The 23,800-nt window shown below is 52.6% G+C and carries 16 protein-coding genes, 1 other RNA gene and 1 riboswitch; of the genes, 8 read left to right on the forward strand and 9 right to left on the reverse strand.

Annotation, left to right across the window (positions count from 1 at the left end):
- Positions 1-76 precede the first annotated feature (76 nt).
- On the reverse strand, positions 77-595 hold the full coding sequence (locus ACVWNW_RS07595) for a GNAT family N-acetyltransferase (RefSeq protein WP_454482035.1): 519 nt from the start codon (positions 593-595) through the stop codon (positions 77-79).
- 69 nt (positions 596-664) lie between these two features.
- The gene (locus tag ACVWNW_RS07600; RefSeq protein WP_454482037.1) at positions 665-982 is read right to left on the reverse strand and encodes a DMT family transporter; all 318 of its coding nucleotides are present in this window, start codon (positions 980-982) and stop codon (positions 665-667) included.
- A gap of 8 nt (positions 983-990) precedes the next feature.
- A riboswitch (guanidine-III (ykkC-III) riboswitch) is annotated at positions 991-1,054 on the reverse strand.
- Between the two features lie 202 nt (positions 1,055-1,256).
- On the opposite strand from ACVWNW_RS07600, the gene ACVWNW_RS07605 reads away from it, so the two are divergent.
- On the forward strand, positions 1,257-2,696 hold the full coding sequence (locus ACVWNW_RS07605) for an FtsX-like permease family protein (RefSeq protein ID WP_454482039.1): 1,440 nt from the start codon (positions 1,257-1,259) through the stop codon (positions 2,694-2,696).
- 323 nt (positions 2,697-3,019) lie between these two features.
- Here the strand turns inward: ACVWNW_RS07605 and ACVWNW_RS07610 are convergent, their stop codons facing one another.
- The 5 genes from ACVWNW_RS07610 to ACVWNW_RS07630 all read right to left on the reverse strand — a co-directional run bounded on the left by ACVWNW_RS07610 (position 3,020) and on the right by ACVWNW_RS07630 (position 6,615).
- Positions 3,020-3,298, reverse strand: coding sequence for a type II toxin-antitoxin system RelE/ParE family toxin (locus tag ACVWNW_RS07610; protein ID WP_454482041.1), 279 nt, complete (start codon positions 3,296-3,298; stop codon positions 3,020-3,022).
- Positions 3,291-3,545 (reverse strand): type II toxin-antitoxin system RelB/DinJ family antitoxin, encoded by a 255-nt coding sequence (locus ACVWNW_RS07615; protein ID WP_454482043.1) that lies wholly within the window; start codon positions 3,543-3,545, stop codon positions 3,291-3,293. Before ACVWNW_RS07615 ends, ACVWNW_RS07610 begins: the two co-directional genes overlap by 8 nt.
- Before the next feature lie 240 nt (positions 3,546-3,785).
- Positions 3,786-4,184: a transfer-messenger RNA gene (gene ssrA / locus ACVWNW_RS07620) on the reverse strand.
- A 403-nt stretch (positions 4,185-4,587) separates the two neighbouring features.
- Positions 4,588-4,806 (reverse strand): hypothetical protein, encoded by a 219-nt coding sequence (locus tag ACVWNW_RS07625; protein WP_454482045.1) that lies wholly within the window; start codon positions 4,804-4,806, stop codon positions 4,588-4,590.
- Between the two features lie 807 nt (positions 4,807-5,613).
- Positions 5,614-6,615 carry a LacI family DNA-binding transcriptional regulator gene (locus tag ACVWNW_RS07630; RefSeq protein WP_082097731.1) on the reverse strand — a complete coding sequence of 334 codons (1,002 nt, stop codon included), beginning with the start codon at positions 6,613-6,615 and terminating at the stop codon, positions 5,614-5,616.
- A gap of 307 nt (positions 6,616-6,922) precedes the next feature.
- Between ACVWNW_RS07630 and ACVWNW_RS07635 the strand changes: the two genes are divergently transcribed.
- From ACVWNW_RS07635 to ACVWNW_RS07650, 4 genes are all read left to right on the forward strand, one after another.
- A complete protein-coding gene (locus ACVWNW_RS07635) occupies positions 6,923-9,328 on the forward strand; it encodes a glycoside hydrolase family 3 N-terminal domain-containing protein (protein ID WP_454482047.1) in 2,406 nt (801 codons plus the stop codon).
- A 108-nt stretch (positions 9,329-9,436) separates the two neighbouring features.
- Complete coding sequence (locus tag ACVWNW_RS07640; RefSeq protein ID WP_198207153.1) at positions 9,437-10,717, forward strand: ABC transporter substrate-binding protein; 1,281 nt, start codon at positions 9,437-9,439, stop codon at positions 10,715-10,717.
- A gap of 128 nt (positions 10,718-10,845) precedes the next feature.
- On the forward strand, positions 10,846-11,865 hold the full coding sequence (locus ACVWNW_RS07645; RefSeq protein ID WP_454483434.1) for a carbohydrate ABC transporter permease: 1,020 nt from the start codon (positions 10,846-10,848) through the stop codon (positions 11,863-11,865).
- Between the two features lie 9 nt (positions 11,866-11,874).
- A complete protein-coding gene (locus ACVWNW_RS07650; protein WP_232346793.1) occupies positions 11,875-12,738 on the forward strand; it encodes a carbohydrate ABC transporter permease in 864 nt (287 codons plus the stop codon).
- A 362-nt stretch (positions 12,739-13,100) separates the two neighbouring features.
- On the opposite strand, the gene ACVWNW_RS07655 is transcribed toward ACVWNW_RS07650, so the two are convergent.
- Both ACVWNW_RS07655 and ACVWNW_RS07660 read right to left on the reverse strand, forming a co-directional pair.
- The gene (locus ACVWNW_RS07655; RefSeq protein ID WP_313840295.1) at positions 13,101-14,000 is read right to left on the reverse strand and encodes a carbohydrate kinase family protein; all 900 of its coding nucleotides are present in this window, start codon (positions 13,998-14,000) and stop codon (positions 13,101-13,103) included.
- Complete coding sequence (locus ACVWNW_RS07660; RefSeq protein ID WP_454482050.1) at positions 13,990-15,267, reverse strand: ROK family transcriptional regulator; 1,278 nt, start codon at positions 15,265-15,267, stop codon at positions 13,990-13,992. Before ACVWNW_RS07660 ends, ACVWNW_RS07655 begins: the two co-directional genes overlap by 11 nt.
- A 409-nt stretch (positions 15,268-15,676) precedes the next feature.
- On the opposite strand from ACVWNW_RS07660, the gene ACVWNW_RS07665 reads away from it, so the two are divergent.
- From ACVWNW_RS07665 to ACVWNW_RS07675, 3 genes are all read left to right on the forward strand, one after another.
- Positions 15,677-17,683, forward strand: coding sequence for a glycoside hydrolase family 20 zincin-like fold domain-containing protein (locus tag ACVWNW_RS07665; RefSeq protein WP_454482052.1), 2,007 nt, complete (start codon positions 15,677-15,679; stop codon positions 17,681-17,683).
- 453 nt (positions 17,684-18,136) lie between these two features.
- Positions 18,137-19,480, forward strand: a complete 1,344-nt coding sequence (gene xylA, locus ACVWNW_RS07670; protein ID WP_045935202.1) for a xylose isomerase — start codon at positions 18,137-18,139, stop codon at positions 19,478-19,480.
- Between the two features lie 1,149 nt (positions 19,481-20,629).
- Positions 20,630-23,788, forward strand: a complete 3,159-nt coding sequence (locus tag ACVWNW_RS07675; RefSeq protein WP_454482054.1) for an alpha-mannosidase — start codon at positions 20,630-20,632, stop codon at positions 23,786-23,788.
- The last annotated feature ends 12 nt before the right edge of the window (positions 23,789-23,800 follow it).

Consider the following 23,800-nt stretch of genomic DNA (forward strand, 5'->3'; position numbering starts at 1 on the left):
GCTTGGGATTGGTGATGCCGGGTATCGCCGATTTCTAAAGCGGGACCCGGTCCTCGTGTTTGCACAGAGGTAGCCATCAATTGACCGCTGCGGTCATAATCCAGTCGGTCTGAATGTCTGTGCCCAAGGTGAATGTGTGCTCGCCGGTCCGTTTGAAGCCCATGGCTTGGTAGAAACGTTGAGCGGGTTCATTGCGCTCCCATACGCCCAACCAGATTTTGCTCAGATCCCGGTTCCTGGCTCGTTCGAAGGCCTGATTGACCAGCATGGTGCCCAGTCCCTGGCGTTTGAAGTCTGATAGAACGTATAGCCGCTCGATCTCCATGGAAGTGTCACCGAACTGCTCCGTCTGGGCCTTCCCAGTGTTGAGCTGCATGTAGGCTGCGGGAGTGCCGCCCACGCTGGCCAGCATAAAAACGGATTCGGGTTCAGACAGTTGCGACTTGACCAGTTCGGGGGAGAAGGAGTGCCGGAGGTAATCTTCTATGTTCTCCCGGCTGTTGTCGGCGGCGAAGGTGTCACGGAAGGTGGTCATGCCCAAGGAACGTATCAGCCCGGCATCATCCGAAGTGCATTGCCGTATTACTGCGGTCATGATGGCGACTCCTTTCCTCTTGATTTTGTATGTTGTTGGGATATATCTGTGTTGATGGGGGCATTATTCTCAATTGACGATCTTGAGCCCGATCACGCAAGCGACCAAGCCGATGATGAGCAGAATTCGGGCAAGCGAAATTGGCTCCGATCCTGTAGCCATGGCGTATAGGGCAGTCAAGGCAGCTCCGATACCGACCCAGACCGCGTAAGCTGTACTGGTAGGGATGCTGTGCATGGCAAAGGCCAGACCAACCATGCTGAGAATCAATCCCACGATAAAAACGATGTCAGGGACGATTTTGGTAAAGCCTTGGGACTTGCCTAAGGCGGTGGCCCAGACCGATTCACAGATGCCGGCGAGTATGAGTACAATCCACGAGGACATGGCTTCCTTTCGGCAAGTCTTGTCGCTGTCCGGGTACTTGACCATCGTCCGGGAACCTGCACTAGATTCTGAGCATCAGAATAGCGCGGGGCAACACTCTGATGCTTGAATGAGCAGGGGGAGTGGCCAACGGTCCATTGTAAGAAGGAATCAGGGTTAATTCAGGGTCGTTTCAGGGGTTTGCCGGATGTTGTCTCCCGCGCCGATCGGCTATTCATATAAATAGAGGGATCTGGCAGAGTGTCCGCACGAGGATGTGGCAGGTGAATGAATCATGACTTGGGCCTTACGTGATCTGAAAGCCAATAGCGGCATTTGGGCTGGCGTCTTTATCGTTCTTGTGGTCACGCAAACTCTGCTCTGTGCCATGAGTGTGAGCATGGGAGTCAACAGCTATTACCAAGGTCTGTCGGTCAAGACCAGGGATCCTGCCAAGAGTCTGGCTTCGGCCCTGAGTCTGGTCTTCCTCACGGTCATTGTGCTCGGCTGTTTGGTGATCAAGCAAACCCTGCAGGCATCAATTCGCCAACGTCGGCAGGGGCTGGCCCTTCTCTCGCTGCTGGGAGCTACGCCTAAGCAGGTCCTGGTGCTTACACTTTTGCAGGTGATGATTTTGTTTCTGCCGGCCTCCCTTATTGCCGTGGCTCTTTCACCTGCGCTGGCTGGAAGTATCCTCGATTGGTATTCCACCGGGATGCGAATGTCGGTACATTTCGCTTTTACCTGGCACAGGTTTCCCAGGTCTGCCCTGACTGGTCTTGCAGTGGGATTGGCCACGGCCGTCTTGGCGACCAGCCGGACATTGCGGGATTTGGAAAAGATGACACTAGTCCGGATGGTGCACCGTGCTGAGGAGAGCGAATCGGTTGAACGGCCGAGACATGGAGGTGGTCTTGTGGCCCTTTTCCTTGGGCTGGCCTTGCTGCTGTTGCCGTTGCCTGTCTTTGCCTATCTTTCGCACAGCGGCTCTGGGCCCTTGGATCCTAAGCGAATCCGGGCGGTCATAAGTGCCGTTGGAAGTGGACCGCTTTTCGCCATTCTCTTGCTGCTGATAGCCTTGGCTCGCGCTGGTGGGCCGGTTATAGGCAGGGTCACTCAACTCTGGACTGCTCTGGTGCCGTCATCGTCTGCCGTCTGGCGGGTAGCGCGTTCACAGGCTGTGGTCAGAAGCAAAGACACGACATTCGGCTCAACGGTCATAGCGTTGACCGCCTGCATGTTTCTGGTCGGCGGTCTGCTGACTGCCGGAGGCACCAGTACCGTCGCCATGAACAAGGTACCGGGAATACCGAGTGCCACAGCGGGCGGGACTTTGGAGTTGCTCTATGGTTTCTGGGCAGCGCTGCTGGTCGCCCTGGTCGGCGTGATCGCGGGGTTCGCCATCGCCGCTCGGGATCGTGACCTTGATCTGGCGCTCCTGTCAATCGCTGGGGCAAACCCGCAGCAGCTTACTGCTATATCTACATTGGACGGCACCATCGTGATGACTACAGGCATTATCATCGCAGCAGGCGGCACCGGACTGGTCGGACTGAGTACAGCCATGGTCTATTGGCCGCTTGTCCACAGTTTGTCCATAGTCTTTCCTTGGCAGTTCTTCCTTATATGCGGGTTGCCGATCATCATTGTCGGGTCACTGGCGACCATGCTGACGGCGCGGCCTGCTTTGAAGCGCTCGCCCATAGCCATTTTGCAAGGTGCTATAGGCGAATGATCGGCAGTGAGCTTTAATTGTTGGGTCCGCGATGTGTAGTTGAGCGGTCTTGCCAAGCATTGATTTCGGCCATGGCTGTGTGTGGCATATTCATCAACGGGCAGTTCCTTGTCGTATAGGCCAACACAGGTCAATACGACAAATACATGCTGGACGCTCGAAGATGAGTATCGCCATTATGGCAAGTTAATCTTTAGGAGATCCTGTGGACGGTTAACCTTTAACATAGGAGTAGATAAACAATTGGCGGTCAAGTTTGTGTATTGAGTAAAGTGAGTCGTGTCAGTCGGAACAAGGCTTGATTGCCGAGACTTTCACTTATGTCACAGTGTTTGGTCGTTGCTGCCGGTGGTCATCAAGGTAAGAACCATTCGATTCTTATCGTGCTTGTACACTAGGAGCCAGTCTGCGTCGACATGGAGTTCCTCGTATTCGGACCAGCGTCCTTTCGACTGGTGCTTTCGATATTTACGTTTAGGCAGTGCTGAATTGTAGTTAGTCAAATCGTCGAGCACTTGATCGAGCATGCTTAAGTCAAAATGCTTTTTCTTGGTTTTCTTGACATCGCGCAGGAATTTTTGCGTATATGCAAACTCATACATGATGGATGATGTCTTTCATATTCTCTACATCACCCATGTGAGTGACCGGTGAAGCCTCGGCCTCCTCCATTTCTCTGTCAAATTTGGAAAGTTGAGAGCGGAATGGAAGCCCTCCCTCGCGCAACGACTGAGAGAGGAACATCTTAATTGCCGTGCCGAGATCAAGGCCTAGGTCTTCAAAAAGCTGTGAGGCCCGACGTTTCATATCCTCGCTGGTGCGAATTTGAATTCTCGCTGTCTCTTTCATTGCTTTCACCTGCTTCAATTGCTCAATTATTTGTCTTAGCTCCAAAATTATATCATTATTGCTCCGGATGGAGTTATCTTGGAGTCATTTAAACACTGCAAGTAAAGAAACGAGAATGGCCTGAGATTCATGATTAAGGTTATTGACAATGTGATGCACAAAGTAATCCGGAAAGATGGATCCTTGAACTGTAAAACGGTATGATAAGGGCCAGCCAAGTTGCCTCGGCTGGCCCTTATCTTGTGGAGCTGCGGGGAATTGAACCCCGGTCCGGTGACCGCACCCTCAGTCTTCTACGTGCGTAGTCTGCTGGCCTTTGTGGCTATCTGTCTGCCCCCACCTGTGTCGCAGACAACCGGTGGCGGGCATAGCCGCAGAAAAAGTCCCCGAACCGCCCTGTGGCGCGGCAGTCCAGGCAAGTCTTCTTAATGACGCTCAGCATCCCCCCGAAGGCGAAGGGGAGTGAACGGAGCAGCTGCTCACTGGTTAATCCTGGCGCGAAGCTCAGGCAGCGAGAGCGAACTCAGTGCGGTTAGATTTAGCACTTGTTGTTTGCGGGAGGACATTAACGAGCGGACCCCCGCGTTCTCGGCACGCTTCCCTGCGACGAACAGGTCACCGTCGAAACCGATCAGCCCCAATCTTGAATTATCAAGCTCCGCTGGTGCCATTGTGGACCAGCCTCGTCAGTATACAACAGATGGACGCTGTGTATATTCCCGCTTCTCCCTGGGCATTGTCTTGGAACCCGATCAAGCCACAGAACCCAGTCGGCTGGCGGCATAGTCGCTAAGGCGTTCACCTCCTCCACGTCCTCATGGAAGGCCTTCCGTTTGGTGTCGTTGAAGAGGAAGATGTTGAAACGGGGCATGTCATCGCCGACAAAGGGAATGAAGCGCAGACCGTCGCCAGGGATGTACGCCGGCCTAGGCGATCAGGCTGCAGATCAGGCCGGAGTGGATACCATTTTCAGAGTTTCCACGTCGGAGACCTCGATCAGGTGGCTGACTGGTTCAGATAGGTGAATCAGCCGTTCCGCTGCTTAGGTATGGACGAAATTGCGGTTGAGGGTGGCGAAGGGGACATTCCCTGGGAGCATGGACAGATTCTTGGGGTGCAGACTGGTCATTTCTGCCGCACCCAATCGTTCGTCCATGGACTGGGTACAGCCCATGCCGAAAGGGAGGGAGGCCGGCTTGGTCGTTTCAACGCCATCCACGCCCAACGGCTCGTCGACGCTGGCCACAGCCCAATAGTCCACGCGGTGGGCCTCTATCTGACTCAGCAGCTTTTGGGATCCTATGGTTTCTACGAGCCTGTTCTTGTCTGGTTCACACTGCTCTTGCTGCCCTTGTCCGGAGCTTGGCAGCGATGAGACGATAGGCGGCAGGGCAATGCTTCCGTACGTTGTTAGTCGCGTGCTATCTCCGGCGCCAAAACGCTGACATTGGACCCAGGCTTGCCCCCCCCCCCCATTATTCTTTTCCAACCTGCTGATGTACTTTGAAATCGCAGGCTGCGATAAAGCCACCTCCAACGCGATGTCGTCGGAACTGTCATATTGGATCAACTGGGTTGGTTGCTCGTTTCATATGTGTATAGGTCATAGGTTGTTTCCCGGATTGTTGTTCATTCGTCCAAATTTTGGCGGAAGGATGCATAAATTGCGCTATAACTGTTGGTAAGATGCGTGCCGATTAGCACTTGAGAAAATTGATCTGATTTCAAACATGACTGGAACCTTTTGTCACACTCCAAGGTTTATTGGACGAAGCCGCCATGAAATTGCCGTAGCGATTGTATCCGACTCAACCGAATGGGTTGGCTACACAGTCAGGATTTCCTGCGTGGTTTTACGATTAGTGTCAATACATTTCATCATTAAGTTTGTGTTGTCACAGTTAGGGCAAATTCAAGACACATATTTTGTTGTTCTAGTTATATAGAAATGGTTAAGTGATGGTGTTGTCTTCTTACCGATCTTGATTTGGATAAATCGTACATCTCATATAACTTTTAAAACCTGATGAAATTGGTTGACTTTCGAATTTCTCTAAACCCTGTACACCTAGTCTATGGATTGCGTGCTGTTGCGTATGATGAGTGAGGTAGGCAAAATGACAGAGTTGTGTGTCTGATTCCTTCCTTGTCTGGACTTGAGCAGCATTTCGGCGGCACAGCTGGCCATTTCTCTCAAGGGTTGTCGGACGGTGGTCAAAGAAGGGCCCATGTATGCAGCCGTTTGTATGTCATCAAAGCCCACAACTGATAAGTCTTGAGGAATGCTGAATCCTAACCTCCTGGCTGCTTCATAAACTCCCATTGCCTGGCGATCGCTGCATGTGAAAATTGCTGTCGGCGGTTGCCTCATGCTTAACAGTGACTCACCTTGAACTAGCCCGCCAGTTTCTTGGAAGTTGCCTTCTCGACACAAGTTATCATCTATTTTAATTTCAGCTTCTTCAAGTGCGGCATGATAGCCATCGAGGCGTGCTTTGGAGCACAGCATATTGCTCGGACCTGTAATGATGCCGATTCGGCGATGGCCTAATGCGATTAGGTGTCTTGTAGCCAAGAGGCCTCCTGTCCAGTTGTCGGCTCGAACTGACATGCTGTTGGGAGAGGGTGCCCCTGATGGATCAAGGATGATGAAAGGTATGTCCTTTGAGGAGAGAAGGCTGGCTTCGTTTTCGGTTAAGCTGGAGAAGACAAGGATAACGCCGACTGGATTTCTTGCGATAACTCCGCTTGCCCAATCACTAGCAGGATGTTGGTGGTCGCCACTTTCTGTGACTACGACACTCAGACCGTGTTCGGCGGCGCATTCGGTCAGACCACGCAGCACCTCGATCTCCCATAAGTTTTCCAATTCCTGGAAGACGATTTCTATGCATTGGGCTTTTTTATTTTGTGCCTTTTTGCGATAACCGCTGTCTTTCAGTGCCTGCTCTACTTTCTTCTTAGTGGCTTTGGATACATCAGGTTTATCATTGATAGCCTTTGAAACAGTCGCTGTAGATAAATCGAGGGATTGCGCGATTTGGGCAAGCGTGGGTTTGCCGGCACCCATGTTCTTTGTCCCGGCAATATGAACATTTGTAGGCACTAATCCTCCTCTAATCAGCATAAATACGACCTATAAAATAGTGTACTAATGGTGTTTACGTAATATTTCGTAGACCAACATTCCTTATCTTCTATAAGCGTACAAAATTTCAGAATCTCCGATGGTTTGAGACAGCAGAAAAGCTGAAATCTATAACAAAACCGCAAAGTTCATGATTTCGTTTGACATTACTTAATATTCGACATATATTAAGTAAATAATCAATGTAGCTTTCGTTGCGACGTAGTCGCCGTCATTTATGGGAGAAGAAATGGCATCCGATTCAAAGCAAGTGGACAAAAAGATAGATTCTGTTGATAAAACAGTCTTGAGAGGACCATGGAATGATCCAGAGTTAGCGGTAGAAAAGCGCGTTAACAGCTTGCTGGAGGTAATGAATCTTCACGAAAAAGTTTCGCAACTGACTTCGATTTGGATTGGGGCAACGACAGAAGGCCAAGAAGTTGCACCCCAACAAAACGAAATGATGGATTACGTGGATTTCAACAAAGCAGTTGACGGAGGAATCGGACAGGTCACCCGTCCTTATGGCACTGCCCCGGTTAGTGCAAAGAAGGGTGCTCGCCGGCTGTCTCAAATACAAAGAGAGATCGTCAAATCTAATCGTTTCGGGATTCCGGCTTTCGTGCATGAGGAATGCTTGTCGGGTTTTACTGCCTATGGTGCGACTACCTATCCAATACCTCTGTCTTGGGGAGCTTCCTTCAATCCTGAGCTCATTGAGAATATGGCGAAAGCGATAGGAAGCACAATGCATGAGCTAGGCGTGCACCAGGGGCTGAGCCCCTTGATGGATGTAACTCGCGATTTGCGCTGGGGTCGTTGTGAAGAAACCATAGGTGAGGACCCCTATTTGGTCGGCAGCATAGGAACAGCTTATGTTAAAGGGTTACAAAAATCGGGGATCGTGGCAACCCTGAAGCATTTTGCTGGATACTCGGCCAGTAAGGGCGGGAAGAACCATTCTCCCTCACAGATCTCTACCAGGGAGCTGTTCGATGTTTTCCTCCCACCTTTTGAGATGGCGATCTCCGAAGGCCACGCACAATCTGTCATGCCTGCTTATACGGCAATAGATGGCGTGCCATGCTCAGAAAATCGAGCTCTGTTAACCGATGTGCTCAGGAAAGACATGGGCTTTGATGGTACGGTCGTTTCAGATTATTTTGCGATCATTCAGCTGGCCGTTAATCAGCATACTGCGTCCGATCCGACTGAAGCAGCTCGACTGGCATTTATGGCCGGCATGGATGTTGAACTTCCTGGAATGAAGTGTTTCGATGAGGATTTCGAGCATCTTATCGAATCTGGAGATGTGCCGATCGAGATGGTAAATGCTGCCGTCGGTAGGGTTTTAAGGCAAAAAATTGAATACGGTCTCATGGATGAAGATTGGAATCCTGATCCGCATGTACTGCGTGCCGATATGTCTATGCAGAAATCTGTTGACTTGGATCCTCCGGAAAACCGTGCGCTCGCAAGGCATGTTGCTGAAGAATCTGTCATTCTGCTCAAGAACGACGGGGTTCTGCCTTTGGATGCCAATAGTCCTAAGCGTATAGCAATCGTAGGTCCAGCCGCTAATGACTACAGACCGTTTTTGGGTTGCTACAGTTTCGAAATGCATGTCAGGGCAAACCATCCTGAGTGTGAGCCCGGTATTCGTATTCCTACGGTACTGGATCGAATTCGTGATGAGTTTCCTCTTGCCAGCATCTCTTATGCGCAGGGCACCTCCATCCTTGCTCATAATGAGGGGGCTTATCCTGATGAGAAGGAACAGATAAATGAAGCTGCAGCGTTAGCAGCAAGCTCTGATGTAGCCATAGTTGTAGTAGGCGATATAGCCGGTCTGTTCGGCGCAGGGACTACAGGCGAGGGTTCTGATGACTGCGACCTGCACCTCGCGGGTCACCAACAAGAACTCGTGCAAGCTGTTGAAGCGACGAATACACCAGTAGTCCTTGTCCTGTTAACTGGTAAGCCCAGAATTCTAAGCGAAATCGAACCTGGGGCAAGCGCGATATTGCAAGGTTTTTACCTCGGTGAAGAGGGAGCCGAGGCTGTGACCAAAGTAATATCCGGGGCGGTTAATCCATCAGGCAAACTGCCAGTATCAGTTCCGTTGGTTTCAGGATTACAACCTTCTACATATTGGGTTGCGCCTATAGAGCGCAACGAGCATGTTACTGATGTGGACAGTTCTGCCCTTTTTCCATTTGGATTCGGGCTTTCTTATACATCCTGGGCACTTTCTGACGTGTGCTGGGGGGCGACAAGGATGAAAACTGATGGGTCTCTCGATGTAGAAATGACCTTAACTAATACTGGCGAACATGCAGGTGCGCAAGTGTTACAGCTCTATGTTGAGGATGACATTACGAGTGTAGTGAGGCCGATCAAATTCCTGGCAGGCTATTGCAAGCTTCATCTAGATCCCGGGGCTTCAAAGCGTATTCACTGCCATTTAAGTTCTGATGTCTTAAGTTTCGTGGGGAAGGATTACCGAAGAATCGTAGAACCTGGAACAATCCAACTTGTTCTGGGCTTCGATTCTGAGGAAGTGCAAGCGCAACACACGGTCCAGGTTACTGGGCCTGTACGTGAAGTCGGCTCCAAGCGCGATTTCGCTGCAGAAATCACAGTGTTGGCGTGATGCGCTAGCTGGAAGGAGGCATATTCGTAAATCTGGCCAGAGGATTGTTGGGAACCAGATGAAGTCTGGATTTCAGAAAAAGAGTCAAAGTCGACTTAAGGAGATTTTATGAAGCTCAAAGTAGCAGCTGCTTCTCTACTTTCCGTTGTGTTGCTAGCAACGTGCGCGGCCTGCGGAGGCAATTCCGCTAGCGGTGATGGAAAAGTCAATATGACAATGATGCATAACTCGACATTGGCATCGGGTAAGAATTACTACGAGAAAATGGCAAAAGAATTTGAGAAGGCCAATCCAAACGTTTCCATCCAAATACAGGCTATACAAAACGAGGATTACGAGGGAAAGATTCAGACAGCAATGCAGGACCAAGATTCTGCACCTGACATCTTTTACTCTCGTGGTGGGCAGAAGTTGCGCGATATGGTAGAGGCGGGGCAGGTTCAGGACATCACCGATACCATATCGTCCACGGTCAAACAGCAGATGAAGACTGGCTTGGCTTCCCATACGGTCGACGGCAAAGTTTATGGTGTTCCGTCTTCGATGCAACCAGGAGGCTTCTGGTATTCAAAGGACTTGTTTAGCAAAGCCGGAATTGCGCAGCCCCCGAAAACACTGGCCGAGTTGAAAACTGATGTGCAACTGCTGCAATCAGCTGGTATAACTCCAATTGGCTTGGCTGCAAAGGATGCCTGGCCTGTGGGCCATTGGTGGTACCACTTTTCGATGCGGGAATGCCCAACAGCTGTTTTTAAGAAGGGCATGATTGACAAAAAATTTGATGATCCATGCTGGACCAAGGCCGGCGATGATTTGAAGAATGTCATTGGCTGGGATGCCTTCAACAAAGGGTACTTGACTACATCGGCTCAGCAAGGTGCTAGCTCTTCAGCCGGCCTATTGGCCAACCACCAAGTGGCTATGGAGCTCACAGTTGCCAGCGAACCTGGCGTGATCAAGGACTTAACCGCTGATGGCAAGGATATGACAGACTTAGGCTTTTTCGCTTTTCCTGCTGTAGATGGTGCCAAGGGTGATCAGACTGCCATGATGGGTGGAGCCGACGGCATGGCGTGCAGCGTCAAGGCACCGAAAGAGTGTGTAAAGTTTCTGAACTTCCTGTCTGAGAAGCAGAATCAGGAGGAGTACGCAACCGTCATAGGTACGATTCCTGCTTCAGTAGAAGCACAAGGCGTAGTAAAGAATCAAGCCTTAAAAGAAGACATAGATGCGTTCAATAAGGCTTCGACAATGTACTTGTGGATGGATACACAGCTGGGGACCAACGTTGGTACTGCTCTCAATACGTCGGTTGTCAATTTGCTGACTGGCAAAGGTTCACCTCAGGACATCGTCAAGGATGTCAAGGAGGCAGTAAAGAAGGGTTGATTCTCTGTGGGACAGTGGGGTAGCAGCTTGTGTCTGCCCCACTGGTCTTCTATCTATAAGGAAAGGTCAGCTTAATTATGGGTCAGCGAAAACTGCGAAAAAATGAGGCAACGAAGCCTCGTCTCAATATGAAGAGGCAAAACCGTAATGTTGGCACAATTGGGATTTCAGCACGGAAAACCATGGAAATCACCGTACTATCTGCCCCGGCATTAATTGTCTTTCTTGGATTCGTTATTCTACCGGTCATCTTGGCCATGTATTACGGGTTCTTTAAGTGGAAAGGCTTTGGGACGCCATCAGCCAACGGGAAGTTTATTGGTTTTGAGAACTACAGGGTCATCCTTGAAGATGTCAACTTCCAGCAGGCGGTTTACCATAACGCATTCATTGTGATCGGCTCGCTGATCGTGCAGCTGCCATTTGCTATTTTGTTTGCCCTGCTGATCAACCAGAAAATGAAAGGCCGTGGGCTCATTCGTACGCTGATTTTTGTACCTTATGTCGTTTCGGAGGTCATAGCTGGAACCGGCTGGTCTCTAATGTTGAAAACGACAGGCGCAGTTAATGACTTGCTTTCACGTTTCGGGTTACATGGTCTGGATTGGATAGCTGATCCAAAAATTGCTTTGTGGACCCTGCTATTTATTATCTCTTGGAAATATATAGGTTTTTATGTGATACTCATGCTCGCTGGCATGCAATCCATACCGGAAGAGTTATATGAAGCAGCCGAGGTGGACGGCGCAGGTTTTTGGCGAAGGCAGTGGAGCATTACACTTCCTCTGCTTGGTCCCACTATCCGAATCGCTGCCTTCCTGTCTATGATCGGTTCTCTGCAACTGTTCGATTTGGTCTATGTGATCTGGGGACAGTACGTCTCTGCAACTGCAGGTACATCAACGATGGCGACCTACATGGTACTGCAGGGCAGGATGGCTTCTAATTATGGATACGGCAGTGCTGTTGCTGTAATTATCTTCTTCATCTCCTTGGTACTTGCTCTGGCCTATCAGCGCATATTCCTGAGCCGGGATCTGGAAGGAGCAGTCACGAAAGATGAGTCGAGACAGAAAAAACACAAGTTTAGTGCCGACAGATTTCTAATTGCCAAAAAAGCAGGCACGCAACAGGTTTCAGTCAAGTAGGTGAGTAATTTGTCACAAGGCAAGAAAGTTACGGCTGAACTGCGTCGTTCAGCGAAGAACCCTTGGGGTAGCCCATTGGTGTACTTCCTCTCTTTAGTTCTTATCGGTATCTGTGTTGGTCCGGTTCTCTATATTATTTTCGGTGGTTTCAGAACAAACTCGCAAATTACCTTACGTCCTGCAGGGTTGCCGGATCCTTGGGTTTTAAGTAATTATGCCGCAGTGTTGTCCTCTAGTGAGTTTTGGACTGAACTTGTCAATTCTCTGATCGTTAGTGTCTTCACGATGCTAGGGACCGTGGCCCTAGGTCTTATGGTCGCTTTTGTCATTGCCCGCTATGAATTTAAGCTGAACACAGCAATGTATATGTTGTTTACAGCTGGGCTCATGTTCCCAATCACCGTAGCGATTACTCCACTTTATCTGCTTATCAAAAATATCGGCCTTTCTAATTCCCTTCTAGGACTTATCCTGCCTCAAATCGCCTTTGCTTTGCCGCAAACGGTTATCATACTGGTGCCTTTTCTCAAATCCATACCTATGGAACTTGAAGAAGCGAGCGCTCTAGATGGATGTAGCAGACTTGGGTTCTTCTGGCGTATGGTGATTCCTCTTTCCATGCCCGGCGTAGCTACGACAGGCATACTTTCCTTTGTCACAAGTTGGAATTCATACATGTTGCCACTATTTATTATTAATTCAAGCAGTAAATATACTTTGCCTCTAGGCGTGCAACTGTTTAGCTCGCAATACTCTGTGGATACAGCCAAGGTGCTGGCATTCACTTCTGTATCAATGATTCCTGCATTGGTCTGTTTTACGGTCTTCCAGAAGCAGATCGTTGGAGGACTTACCGGGGCCGTAAAAGGTTAGAGCGTTATAGACTTTCACGGTGTTGTTTGCGGGTTTCTTCGTTTGCGGCTGTTACGGCAGTTTCTTTTTACTACTGTTATACCTGAGCTGAGGACGTAGCTATGGAATTCATGTAGTTAAAATACATTGCCTGCGAACAAGCGATTGTGTCGCAGGCAATGCTATACCTGCTCTGCACTGACTTATTTGGTTTCAGCAAATTGTTTCTATGCTGAATAGCGTATTACACCTCTCTGGCTTTTTTGTGCAGACATATAACTGAAGTAGGTCAAGCATAGAGCGCAGGATAGCTGCCTTTTGTCTTGAACTTCCCGTCGGAGTCGCGCAACCTCACTCGACGGGAAGATCATGAACTCAGCTTATCAATTGCCTTGTTCACCCAGATAGTCGGGGATATGCTCAGGATATTCGGGCCAAGCGCCCTGCTGGGTGCAGACGAAGGCAGCGGTGTTGACTGCAGCCCGGTGGGCCTGAGTCAGGGAGGCCCCCAATAGGCGGTTGATTGCGAAGGTGCCGGAGAAGGCATCGCCGGCCCCGACCGTGTCAGCCACGGTGATTTTAGGCGTGGGCAGGTGTGAGGACTGGCCGTCCGCCAAATAGATCGTGCTGTAGTCGCTGCCGGCGGTCAGCACGATGGTGTCCAGATGCCACTGGTCCATGAACCAGCTGCAGAGTTCGTCGTCGGTGGCCCCAGGAATGTGGAACATGTCGCGCAGGGTGACCAGTTCCTCGTCGTTGAGCTTGAAAACCGTGGCCATGTCCAGCAGTTCCTGGATCAGATCCTTGCTGTAAAAGGTGCCGCGCAGGTTGATGTCGAAGAAGCGCATGGCATGGCTCTTAGTGTGGCGCAGGACCTGCAGGCAGGTTTCGCGGGACCCACTGCTGCGCATGCTCAACGTGCCGTAGCAGACGGCGTCGGCCTTGCTGGCCAGCCCGGCCAGGTCATCCGTGTATTCCAGATGATCCCAGGCCACATCAGGCTTGAAGACGTACTGGGGGATGCCCTCGGTCAGTTGGACCTCGACGGTGCTGGTGGGGTGGTCGTTGTGCTGTAGGAAGGCATCGACGCCGGCCTTCTGGACCGCCTCCTCAAGCTCCCGGCCCAGGTCGTCCCGGCCCACGGCGCTGAAGGCATAGCCTTCCGCACCGTTCTTTGCGGCATGATAACTGAAGTTGACCGGTGCTCCACCGGCCCGCTTGCCTGTTGGCAGGACGTCCCAGAGGATCTCGCCGATGCTGAGGACCACGGGTTTACTGGTCATGGTGTTCCTTTCCTGACGACGGGCGATGTGCCCGCCTTGTGTTTGCTGATTTCACAGTTGTGCGGCCCATGCTGGCCGGGTGCTCCAAAAATTGGCTGGCCGCCACCGCAGCGGCTCCGGTCAGTGTGGCATCGGCTGGAAGACGGGAGAGCATAATCTGCGTGTGCTCGCGCAAGCCGGGCAGGGCGCGTTGGGATACTATGGTTCGAACTCGTTCCAGTAGGCGGGAACCAGCGGCGGCCACCATGTCTCCGATGACGATTTGAGCAGGGTTGTAGGCGTTGACGATGGTCACGCAGCCATAGCCCACGTAGTCGGCTATTAGATTCACTAAGGTCTGGGCGACCTGCTGGCCTGAGCGGGCCTGATCGAACAGACTTGCGCAGGCCTTGGCGTGGGTCATGGCTTCGATTCCAGGGAAGTGATCCCGCATATCCGGCTGGCACATGCGGCGGTGGATGGCTACCGCCGAGCAGTAGCATTCCAGGCAGCCGCGGTTGCCGCACTCGCAGGGCAGGCCATTCAGGTCGATGCTGACGTGGCCGATTTCGGTGGCCGCTCCCTGGCTTCCGTCCACCAGGGTGCCTCTGTCTATGACTCCTAATCCCACGCCTTCGCCCACCAGGAAGTAGGCCATGCTGGAAGCGCTCACGCGGGGGTCGAAGAGGCTCTGGGCCAGCGCGCCAGCTCGTGCATCCTGCTCGATGAAGGTGGGTACGCGGAAAGCCTGGCCGAATTCGTGTATAAAGTCCACGCCACGCCAGCCGGGCATGCTGGTAACCAGGGCGATGCGGCCGGTCTCTCGCAGGTAGGGGCCCGGCACAGCCATGCCCACGGCCACGATGGTGGGGTTTGTCTCCAGACGTTTTCTCACTCGTGTTCTGACTTCAGTTACTGTGCCGGGGATGTCATCGGGATTGACGGGGGGCAGCTCCTCCGAGTCCAGGAGATGGCCGCTGATGTCGAAGAGTCCGATGCTGACCAAACTGCGGGCGAACTTGACTCCGATGACCTGGTAGCGGTCGGCGTTCAGGGCCAGGCCGATGGATCGACGGCCGCCCTCTGAGTCCATGCTTCCGGTCTCGCTGATTAGGCCCAAGCTGATTAGGCGGGCCACCAGCTTGCCTACGGCCGCCGGCGTCAGGTTGAGGTCCCGTGCCATCTGGGCTCGTGAACTGGTGCCGTGCTGATGCAGATATTGGACGATGCGTGACTGATTGAGTTCGGAGAGGGCCTTTGGTGTGCTGGCGTATGGACTGCCGCGCATGTCGACCTCCTCCTTGAGTAGTACAGTCTCACGATCTTCGTGCACTTTATGAACAACGTTTATATATTAACACTGTTTATTATCCTTGCACAAACTTTCAAAGTTGTTCAAGGTTTCTCGACAAGACAATCCCGTCGTTGGCCGCTTCATCGCAGCCAAGAAGTTCATCAGCCTCTGCTTCTTCACCAGTGCGATGGATAGCAGGTTCTTGTAGGCTCGCAGTCCTAAGCGAGCTGCTTGTGCGGTGGATATCTGGCTCTGCCGGTGCCCGTTCGCCCTAAACACCGGAATCTTTTCTCGTCTCCGGCGTATGGGTAGACTGATGAAGTGGCCATCGCTGGCCATGGCTGGAGCATGTCAAGGACGCGGTCGTCAGTGGCATCAGCCTGTTACAGGAAAGGTATGGATCATGAGTCTTGATAATGGTATCGACGCCGTCGTCGATCCGTCGATGGAGCGACCGTTGGCCTTGATTCCTCGGCCGCTTCACATGCAAAGGGATCGGGGTCAGCTGCTGTTGCCAGTGGCGGGTAGAATTGTCTGCGGTTCAGCAGTTGACCAGGAGCTGGGTTCCGTCCTGAGCGACCAGTTGGCAGGTACCATCAAGCAGGCTACGGGGATGGTCTGGGATCATTCGCGAGGGGGGGCTTGGACTGGCGCAATCAGTCTGGACCTGGACCAAAAACTTGGTCCTCAAGAGTATCTTCTGCGCATCGCCGATCAGGGGGAGCGCCGCCCGATTGTGGATGTCCGCGGCGGCGACGGTCAGGGACTGCGATGGGGGGTACAGACCCTCCGCCAGGTCATCATGCAATGCGGTCCGGTGCTTCCCGCCTTGCACATTCAGGACCGCCCCGCCTATCCAACGCGCATCTACAGTCTGGATGTGACCCGCGGTCGGGTGCCCACCATGGAATGGCTGCGGCACTGGGCGGACATATTGGCCCTGTATAAGTTCAATCAGCTGCAGCTCTACATTGAGCACACCATGGCTTTCCCGGGCATGAGCGAGGCCTGGAGGGGCACAAGCCCTCTGGAGCCCGGGCAGATCACCGACTTCGATGACTATTGCGCCCGCCTGGGAATCGAGTTGGTGCCTTCGATTTCCACCTTCGGCCACCATTACACCAGCCTTCGCACTCGCGGATTCAGGGATCTGGGCGAGTTTCCCGAGCAGGCGGACCGGCCCTACTCTTTTATAGAGCGCCAGGAGCATCACACCATCAATGTCAACCATCCACAGGCCCTGGCATTCTCCACTGGGCTGATTGACGCCTATGCGCCGCTTATGCGTACGCGTAACTTCAATATCGGCGGAGACGAGACCTTCGATCTGGGCAAGGGGCGTTCGCGGCAGGATGGTTCCAGTAAGGATCCTGCTGACATGTATGCCGATTATCTGATCAGCCTGTGCGATCACCTGCATGCGCAGGGCCGCCATCCCATGTTCTGGGGCGATGTCGCCGTGTCCATGCCCAAAGTCTTGGACAGGCTGCCCGAGGACTGCACGCTGCTCAACTGGCTCTATGATCCGCAGGTAGGGCCGGACAAGGTTGCCCTTGTAGCCTCGACGGGGGCCCGGCAGGTAGTCTGCTCGGCCGTTCACGCCTGGAATCTTCTCCTTCCTGGAATCGACAATGCCTGGAAGAACATCAGCCGTCTGAGTCAATATGGGATCCAGTACGGTGCCGTTGGAGCCATGGTTACCGACTGGGGCGATTATGGGCACATCAACGACCCGCGCATGAGCTTGCCTGGCATGGCCTACGCTGCGCAGTGCTTCTGGAACCCCAATGACGATGATCGAGACCGGGTGGACAGGGATCTGGGTCTGCTGGTCTATGGGGATGCGGCGGGGGACTATCTGCCGGCACTGATCCAAGCTGGCTCCAGTGCGGTCTTCGGCTGGGACGATATGGTGCGTTACTGGGAGCTTGATGACGGACATGGGGGCCTCAACCAGGATGTGGCCTCTACATTGCCGGGCGCAGGCGTGCCTGCACTGGATTCGTCTGCCGATCTCGACGAAGCTCGACGGAGCCTGCTTAAGGCTTTGCGCATTCGTCTTGAGCAGGTGGATCAGCGTGACGCTCTGCTGGTCGACGCGGCTGTACGCATGGGCAGGGCGGCCGCCGGATGCCGGGCTGATGCGCGCAGAACTTTGCAGGCTCAGTTGATAGCTGTCCATGGTCAACGCCTCTTTAACGCACTGGGTCGTAGTCTGGCCGTTCGCTATGGCGTTCTGCCTGGAGCTCCGGATGCAGAAGGCGATCGGGGCCTGGCCGATGCTTTTGAGATCTGGTTTGAGTCTTACGCTACGGTCTGGCGTCAGGTCAGTCGGGAATCGGAGTTGGGAAGGATCGCCTCTGTGATTTGGGGCTTCGCCGACATTCTTCGGAAGGGAGCGAACTCCTAATCGGATCGATTGCGAGTTCATATCGAAAGGCGGGAAGAGCGCGAGAATGATCATCAATGAGTAGAGTATGGCTCTGCGGCTTTTTGGACGTTTCTTGCACGGAGTCTTAGGATTGCATAAATCTCGAGCCAGGAAAATGGTCTGTGCCTTGCCTGACGGTTTCAAGCTTTGGCCGGTTTTTATGCCAAAGCTTGAAACCGACAGGATAATTGTCCTACCAAGACGCGTTCGGCTTTCATCGTTCGATGCTAGTTGAGTACTGGGTCTTATACGGCGAAGGAGCTTCTCGAAATCAGCTGAGTAGTATCAGGGGTAGTGATACCGCTTCTATATAATTCAACGAATTGACAAAATCGATTCATCCCTCTACCCTTGATGTTCAGGAGGCAGGAACTGATTTCCTCCCCTGTGAACGCCGTAAAGGCAAATGCAATAGGCAAAGGAGCATTTCGGATGGGTTTGTGGGACGTTGACAAAATCGAATACGTGGGTCGCCAGGGTGTCAAGGAAGGCCTGGGATTCCGTTACTACGACAAGAACAAGGTGGTGGCCGGCAAGCCCATGAAGGACTGGCTGCGTTTCGCCGTGGCCTGGTGGCACACCTTCAACCAGGGTCTGGTGGATCCCTTTGGCGATCCCACCGCTCAGAGGCCCTACTACCGCTACACCGATCCCATGGATCAGGCGCTGGCCAAGGTGGATTACGCTTTCGAGCTCTTCACCAAGCTGGGGGTCGAGTTCTTCTGCTTCCACGACCGTGACCTGGCTCCCGAGGGCGACACTCTGCGCGAGACCGATGCCAATTTGGACAAGGTGATCGACCGTATCGAGGCCGCCATGAAGGACACGGGCGTCAAGCTACTATGGAACACCTCGTCGCTTTTCACCAACCCTCGTTTTGAGGCCGGTGCCGGCACCTCGCCTTTCGCTGATATCTATGCATATTCGGCAGGCCAGCTCAAGCACAGCCTGGAGATCGGCAAGCGGCTCGGTGCTGAGAATTACGTCTTCTGGGGTGGTCGTGAGGGCTACGAATCCCTTTGGAACACCCGGATGAAGGAAGAGCAGGACCATATGGCCGCCCTCTTCCACATGTGCGTGGACTATGCCAAGGAGATCGGCTTCGACGCGCAGTTCCTGATTGAACCCAAGCCCAAGGAGCCTACACTCCACCAGTACGATTACGACGCGGCCACCACCATCAACTTCCTGCGCACCTACGACCTGCAGGATAACTTCAAGCTCAATATCGAGGGCAACCACGCCAACCTGGCCATGCACACCTATCAGCATGAGGTCCGCGTAGCCCGAGAGGCCGGCTTCCTGGGATCCCTGGATGCCAACCAGGGCGACAAGCTGATCGGCTGGGACATGGACGAGTTCCCCTCAGACCTTTACGATGCCACTGCCGTCATGTGGGAGGTGCTGGCCAATGGGAGCATCGGGCCCCGCGGAGGCTTGAACTTCGATGCCAAGCCGCGCCGTTCCTCCTTCCTGCCTGAGGACCTCTTCAGGACCCACATCGTGGGCATGGACACCTATGCCGCTGGTCTGCTGGTCGCTGCCAAGATGCATGAGGATGGTTATATCGAGCAGCTACAGCAGGAGCGCTACTCCTCCTTCGAATCCGGCATCGGCGCCACTGTTGAGGACGGCACGGCCACGTTGGCCTCCCTAGAGGAGTACAGCCTTGACAAGCCACAGGCCGAACTGATCGCCGCCGACAAGTCCGACCATCTTGAAGTGGTCAAGGCCACCATCAACAACTATATTGTCGAGGCTCTGGCTCAGGCCTGATGATAAGAACATTCTGTTTTCGGCCTCATGCGATGCTCCTGGCACTGTGTGGGGCCGAATTCTCTTATTTGAGGTCTTGTGCCTGCAGGTTCGCGATGAATTAGGACTAGTCATATTTGGTCCTCGTATCGTTGACTGAAGTTAAGAATGATGGCTATGTCAGGCGTGCTAATGGTGCCTCCCGGGGTCTGCATTAAGTAAGCAGGTGCCGCCATTGCCAATTCCATGCAATGGCGCAACGACACTAGTCAGGAATTTATCTAGTCCGCCAACCCGTCGAATCCCAACCTAAACAGTTCAATGTGAGTGCTCCTCGGTTCCAAGTCTTCACGCGGCCACTGTCTTGTCGGCCGCGCCTCCCGAATACATCGAGAGGCTGCCGGTCAGCGCCGTATGTCAGGACTAAACAACTGGCAATGTCTGTCGGTTTTGTCAAGCGGCCGATTGATTCTTTTGAATTCATTAATCTCGCCATAGTTTCAGGAGCCTTTGCCAGCGTTTTCAAAGATTTGAATGCTCAGGACTTCATGGAGGGGGGGCAGACTATTTCGATGGTCAACGAGTTAATGAGGACTTTAATCAACACTCAAGAATATTCGCTTAGCCTGGCAATTCCAGCTTTATCGGGTCTGTGTCAACTCTAGTGTGAACAGTACAATCGGCAAGACCTATGAAGGCTGAGCCTGCTTCAAATACATGCTGAAAGTCTTCCAAAAGGATTTGGTTAAGAAGAACAATGAAATAGTTTTACGCAGTGACGGATCTGTGATTCGATTCATAGGGTAGATCCCCTTCTGGTACGAAAGATAAGGCTCGTCAAAGATATCTTAAAACTTGAACAGGGGAAATGGTATCGGTATCTCAATCGTGTACTGACAGTCGAGTTGCGTCAATGGGTTTTTCGTTGGCATGGTCTATGTTCGTGCGCTGCCTACTTGCACCTCAGACAGTAGTCTGAAGATTAGTGATTGCTCTGAATTTTCTCCGTTTGATCATCGGCCTTTGACGACACGCCGGCAATTTCGGTTATCAGCCTGGATTATCGGGTTTTATCGTGTGAGTCATTGCTTCTCTGCGAATCGTGCTACAATTTAACTAAACCGCTTTAGTTATCAATGTTGAATCGGCTGAAACGAGGAGGTTTGCGGGATGCAGCTAAACGTGAGGCGTGAACTCGACAGGTGCGATCGAGTCATGAGGCAACGACTGTTGCCCTATGTCGATCGGCCGGTTGGCCATTGCAATGTCAGGGCCTACCGGATTCCTGGCGAGCCTATTGCTTCCCAGGACTTCTTCGCTCGCTTGGCTAAAGGAGATATTCCCTTTGAGCACATGGCCGTAGGTGAATCCTGGGGGACCACCTGGGGGACCACCTGGATGGAAATTTCAGGAAACATTGACCAGGATCACCGCGATGAGACCCCGTTGGAACTAATCGTGGACCTTGGATGGCAGCCAGACTCACCGGGGAGCCACTACGAGGCAGAGGCTTACCGTCCCGATGGTTCCATAATTAAAGCCGTTAACCCGAAGAATAAATGGATTCCCCTGGATGGCAGAGACTGGAAAGGGTCAGCCATTGATGAAGAACCTTCGCTTATCAGGTCCGATGGCACTTTTACCCTCTATCTGGAGGCAGCCTGCAACCCGCTCATTCTCGGGGTTCCTCCATTCGTTAAGACTCGTTTGGGTGAAGGCACCACGGGCCGACCCGACGAGCCTAACGCTCTGAATCAACTGGATGTCTGTCATTTCGATTATGAGATGTGGAACTATGCCATGGATCTGGAAGCGGTCAGCCAGATCATCCGGGAGTGCGACCCCAAGCAGCCACGCTATTGGAGGCTGGGTAAGGCCCTGCAGACTTCCTTGAACAGCTATCGGGAGGGTGATGCAGCTAGTCTGCAACAGGCCCGTACGGCCCTGGCCGAAGAACTCAGCCTGCCGGCTGTGTCAAGCAGTTTGGATCATGCAGTGGTAGGTCATTCACACATTGATTCGGCCTGGCTTTGGCCCAAGCGTGAAACTCGCCGAAAGGTAGCCCGTACAGTCTCTAATATGCTGGCGCTGATGGAGCGAGATCCCGATTTTATCTATGTAATGAGTTCCCCACAACAGTATGCCTGGCTTGAGGCTGATCATCCAGATCTGTTTGTTCGCCTTTTGCGTCGCATCAAAGAGGGACGCTTCATTCCTGTGGGTGGTATGTGGGTCGAATCTGATGGGATGTTGCCAGCGGGCGAATCATTGACACGCCAGTTCAGCTATGGAAAACGCTACTATCGTGAGCATCTAGGCGTAGATACCGATGTAGTCTGGGAGCCTGACAGTTTCGGCTATACGGGCCAGTTCCCTCAAATTGCCCGGCGTGCTGGCATGCGTTACTTCCTTTCGCAAAAGATCTCATGGAATGACACTACAAAGTTCCCTCATCATACTTTTGACTGGCAGGGTATCGATGGCACGCCTATATTCACTCACTTTCCACCGATGGATACCTACTCCTCAAGCATGACTGCCCGGGAGCTTAATCATTCTGAAGAAAACTACCAAGACAAGGACTTCTCCGATAGAGCCATAGTCCTGTGCGGCTATGGTGATGGAGGCGGCGGCACTACTCGCGAAATGCTGGGTCGGTTTGACCGTCTGCACGATGTGGAAGGTGTTGCAAAGGCACGTTATGAGACTCCGGATGATTTCTTCCGTGAGTCCTGTCAACAGATTCATCAGCGCGCTGGTCGAGAGATGCCGGTCTGGAAAGGCGAACTCTACCTGGAGCTCCATCGTAAGACACTGACTTCCCAGCAGGATATGAAGCGTGGCTGCCGGCAGGAAGAAGCCATGTTGCGTACTGTGGAGTACTTGTGCGCTTATGCTTCCCTGGCTGATGCGAATTATGACTATCCTGACACTGAGCTGGATCAAATCTGGCGAACTTTGCTGCTGAACCAATTCCACGACATTCTGCCCGGTTCAGCCATCTCTTGGGTTCATCGACTCGCTCGCGAGGATTATCAGCGTGACATTGATCGCCTGCGAGAAATCGGTCAAGAGGCCGCTAGTGTAATCGCCAGAGTACAGAGGGGGATTCAACGTGTGCCTGCTGCTCTAATAAACCCAATGGATACTGACGGGGACGACGCTTGGCGGGCTGTACCGTCAGTGCCCAAGACAGGCGGTCCAACGTCTATGGTCCAAGTTTCTGCTAACGAGCAGGGATATATTCTGGACAATGGCCTTATCAAGGCGGTTGTGGGGACTGATGGCACAGTCCACTCCTTGCTGGATGTCGTTTCCGGACGAGAGCTGATTCCCAGGGGTTCAACAATGGGTGGCTACGAACTGCTCAAGGATGAGCCCACTATGTGGGATGCGTGGGATTTGGAACGTGACGCCCTTCTTACCGCCATGCCGGTGGATGACCCTGTTCAGATCACTGCAAAGAAGTCCGGGGTGGACGTGGTTCGAAACCACGGTGACACGCGGATCACTACTGGCATCAGCCTGTCGCCTGGGGCCAGGAGGCTGGACTTCACCGCTTCCGTGGACTGGCATCAGGATGAGCAGTTGCTGAAAGTGGATCTTCCCTTGGCTATCCAAGCACGTTATGCCCAGTTTGAATGTCAATACGGATTCATTGACCGGCCTATACAGAAGAACAATGCGGCCGAAGAGGCGCAATTCGAAAGTTGCACCCACAGGTTTGTGCGGGTTAGGGATGACGACCTAGCCGTTGGCGTGGTAAATGCCTCGACCTATGGCGGCGATACCACACCTATTCCAGCTGATCCGGCTCGTGGTAAGGAGGCAGGAACCTTAGTTCGCCTGACACTGCTTTCTGCACCTGTTTTCCCTGATCCGGATACTGACCGGGGTCATCATGAGTTTGCCTGGTCCGTGGTTCCTAACGAAGACCAAAACGCTGTTCTAGCCCAAGCTTATCGGCTTAATGCTCCTATCTTCCTAGATGGTCTGCCTGACGCAGAGCCTCTGGTGAGTTTGGACACCATCTCTGGAAGGCTAGTCATTGACTGGATGAAGATGGCTGACGATGGCAGCGGTGATCTGGTGATTCGTGTGTATGACCCTGATTCCTCTCCTGCCCGTGGTCGTCTGAAACTGGGGCCGTTGCTGAAGGGAGCTACGGTACGAGAGACCGATTCCTTGGAGGAGTCGCCCTTGCCTGACGATTTGCGTCATGGATTGGTAGATAAAGGTGAGGTGAATGCTGAAGGTGCCTCTCTGGAGTTTATGCCTTTCCAATTCACCACCCTCAGACTGCATCAATCACAAATTACCGGCAAATAAGATCGAAAGAAC

Source organism: Bifidobacterium sp. JNUCC 75 (assembly GCF_054819865.1).